3 protein-coding genes are annotated in these 3062 nt (G+C 66.2%); all 3 read right to left on the reverse strand.

Annotated elements, in window-relative coordinates; genetic code table 11:
* Positions 1–63 precede the first annotated feature (63 nt).
* Positions 64–1320 (reverse strand): 2Fe-2S iron-sulfur cluster-binding protein, encoded by a 1257-nt coding sequence (locus tag BRAS3809_RS14340; RefSeq protein WP_008962824.1) that lies wholly within the window; start codon positions 1318–1320, stop codon positions 64–66.
* Positions 1321–1375: 55 nt separating this feature from the next.
* Entirely contained in the window at positions 1376–2479 is a 1104-nt protein-coding gene (locus BRAS3809_RS14345) for a ferredoxin family protein (RefSeq protein ID WP_035656296.1), read from the reverse strand.
* A 172-nt stretch (positions 2480–2651) separates the two neighbouring features.
* The gene (locus BRAS3809_RS36595; RefSeq protein ID WP_170323285.1) at positions 2652–2831 is read right to left on the reverse strand and encodes a hypothetical protein; all 180 of its coding nucleotides are present in this window, start codon (positions 2829–2831) and stop codon (positions 2652–2654) included.
* Between the last annotated feature and the right edge of the window lie 231 nt (positions 2832–3062).

Below are 3062 nucleotides of genomic sequence, written 5' to 3' on the forward strand. Positions count from 1 at the left end.
CATCGTCCATGAACCCGCCGACCTCAGCGTCTTCATGGACAGGGATTTCGCTGGCTTCCAATCTCACACATGCCCCGAAGCCATCTGCCCCGCAGCCCGGCGCGGGCGCTCCTGCAACTGGGCATCGCCTAGCGCGCGCTCGCGGACCAGCGACAGCGCGTGGTCGCGCTCGGCGGCGGTGCTGCGGCGGGGCTCGGCGCGCGGCATGACCATGTCGTCCTCGATCGGATCCTTCGGCACCAGCGACAGCGCGCGCGCGAACGGATCGAGGGACGCGTCGTGGCCCTTGCCGTGGTCGCGGCTCGGCTCCGGCTCGGCCGGCCGTCGCGCGACCAGGGTCTTGATGCGGCCGATCAGTCCGGACGGCGCCTCCGGTGGCGCCGAGTCGAACGGGTCGGCGTAGAACGTCGCGCCCGCCTTCTCGACCATGCCGGCGAGTGCGGTGACCATGCGCGGCGAGCCGCAGGCATACACCACGTCGGAGGCCGTCAGGGTCGGCATCGCCGGCTCGATGCGCCCAGTGCGGATCGAGGGATGATTGACCGGGCCTTCCTCGACGGTCGGGATCACCGTCACGTTCGGCAGCCGCGCCAGTTGCGCCAGGATCGGTGTCATGTAGAGCTGCGGCAGCTTCTTGGCGCCGGCGATGATCACCATCGGCCGGTTGCGGTTCTCGCGCAGCGCCATCGCCGCGATCGCCCAGATCGGCGCAAAGCCGGTGCCGCTGCCGGCGAGGACGAGGCGGCCGGTGCCGCCCGGACGCAGGAAGGCATGGCCATACGGCCCCTGGATGCGCAGCCGGTGGCCGGGGCGGATGCCGCTGCCGAGCGCCTGCGTGACGCGGCCGCCGCGCACCTTCTTGATGTTGAGATGGATGACGCGGCCGCCGATGCGGCCGTCGAACGAGGCGGTCGGGCTGTAGGCGCGCGCCGGATAACCGGCGAAGGTGAACTTGAAGTACTGCCCCGGCAGATAGCTGATGCTCTTCTCGGGCGCTATCATCAGCTCCATGATCTCGGGCGCGACTTCGCGCAAGCCCACCAGGCGCGCCTTGCTGATGTCGATCTCCGGCACGTCCTCCACCTCGACGTCGAGGTCGGACACGACGCGCGCCTGGCACGCATAGATCATGCCCTGCGTATGCGTCTCGCCGCACACCGTCTGGCCCTTGGCGACGTGAACCATGCAGGTGCCGCAGGTGCCGGCGCGGCAATCGAACGGAATCTCGACGCCATTGGCAAGCGCGCCATCGAGCAGCACGTCGCCCGCGCGGACGCGGAACTGGCGGCCCTTGACGGTGACGGTCCTGAAGTTCGACATGATCTGCTCCTCGATCGAATACGCTTTTGACTGTGGGAAGGCTCGTGCCGCGGGATCACGCCTTGCCGGGCGAGACGCGGATCAGGTTCTTGTTGGCCGTGCTCTCGAACCGGCTCGACCAGTAGTTCGACGCCATCACCGGCCGCTTCAGCCAGCTCACCTTCGGATTGCGCAGCACCAGGAACCAGAAGAAGAATGGCGTCGTGACGCAGTGCGAGACCAGCGGAAACCAGTCCGGCAGCAAGGACGCCGGGCCGGGCAGGCGGTACCAGTAGTAGGTGCTGATCGCGGCTGCCGCGAAGATGCGATGCATCTTGGTGCGTTGGGCCGGCTTGTAGCGCAGCACATGCTCGCCGACCTTGAAGACGGCATAGCTGATGATGGCGGCGATGAACGGCCAGGCATAGGCGGTGATGATCTCGGCCTGCCCGACCTGCTCGGGCGGATAGTCCGGCACCTGAAACCAGCCCCAGACGAAGCCGGGAAAACTGCCGATCAGGAAGTTGCCGAGGAACTGCTGCACCTTCGTGGGCACGCCCTGGGTCGGCGTCAGCTCCGGCGTCGAGTCGGGACAGGGATTGCTGCAGGCCTCGCAGATGTTGCAGCGGGCGTTCTTGAAGGTCAGCGCCGGGTTGGTGCCGTAGAGCCGCTCGACCGGGTGGATCGGGCACAGCGAGGTGCACCAGCCCGAGCGCATCTCGAACACCGCGCCCATCGCGAACGCCATGAACGCGGCCGACAGCAGCATCAGCGCGGTCAGCGGTCCGTCGACATTGAGTCCGATGCGCCGCATCGGCACGACGATGAACAGCAAGGTCACGCCGATCACCGCGAGCGTCGCCGCGCCCCATTCGGGCATGCGGATGTTCTGCGAGATGCCCATCTTGTTGGGCAGGAGATGAAAGGTCGCCATCGGGCAGATGTTGCGCCACAGGCCCGGCGAGATCGTCACCAGCGCCGGCGCGATCGGAATCAGCAGGTTCCACATCAAGGCGATGCCGAGCGGCGGGAAGAACAGCAAGAGGTTCACCAGGAGAACGCCGACGATCAGCATCACCGTCTGCATCGTCAGCCAGAACCGCCGCTCCGCGCGTCCCGTGCTGCGGCTGCCCGGCTGTGCGGCCGGCTGGTAGCGGGCAGGGGCGACGTTGATCGCCACATGCGTGAGCGGTCGGGATTGTCGTTGCTGCGAAGCGTAATCGTGGTGAGCCTGATGTCGAGCGCTGTTGTTTCGCATTGCTTTCCAGGACGCTGGTTTCTCTGTACGGGCACGCTGGTGTGACGCTGACAGGCGGGACATATCAGTCCGTCACGCCTGTTAGTTCGCGGCATCAGCGCATGCTGTGTTGCAGAATCTGACGGCGAGATGTGGCGCTTTTTGACGGCCAATATGGACGTCCCTGGGCCATGCTGCGGTCGGCCTGCGGCCGTTTGATCTGGATCAAATCGAGGAACATCAAGGATTTGATCGGGGCTCCAGAGCTTTTTCCAAGCCGTTTGATCTGGATCAATGACCGCCTCGGCTGTGACAGATCACGGGCGCGATCGAGGCGGACCGTGACTCGCGAGAAGAGGATCTTTCACTTCGATTCTGCTCCTGTCTCGCTCGCTGCTCCGGTCACCTCGTACGGACTCCAGACCCTCACCCTGAGAAGCCCGCCGAAGGCGGGCGTCTCGAAGGGCGAGGCCCCCGCCGGGGCCTCATGGTTCGAGACGGCGCTCCGCGTCTCCTCACCATGAGG

This window comes from Bradyrhizobium sp. STM 3809 (genome assembly GCF_000239795.1).
Lineage (GTDB): Bacteria > Pseudomonadota > Alphaproteobacteria > Rhizobiales > Xanthobacteraceae > Bradyrhizobium.

Coding starts and splice junctions, on each gene's coding strand:
- BRAS3809_RS14340 (WP_008962824.1), bottom strand. CDS start 1,320: ATGTCGAACTTCAGGACCGTCACCGTCAAGGGCCGCCAGTTCCGCGTC.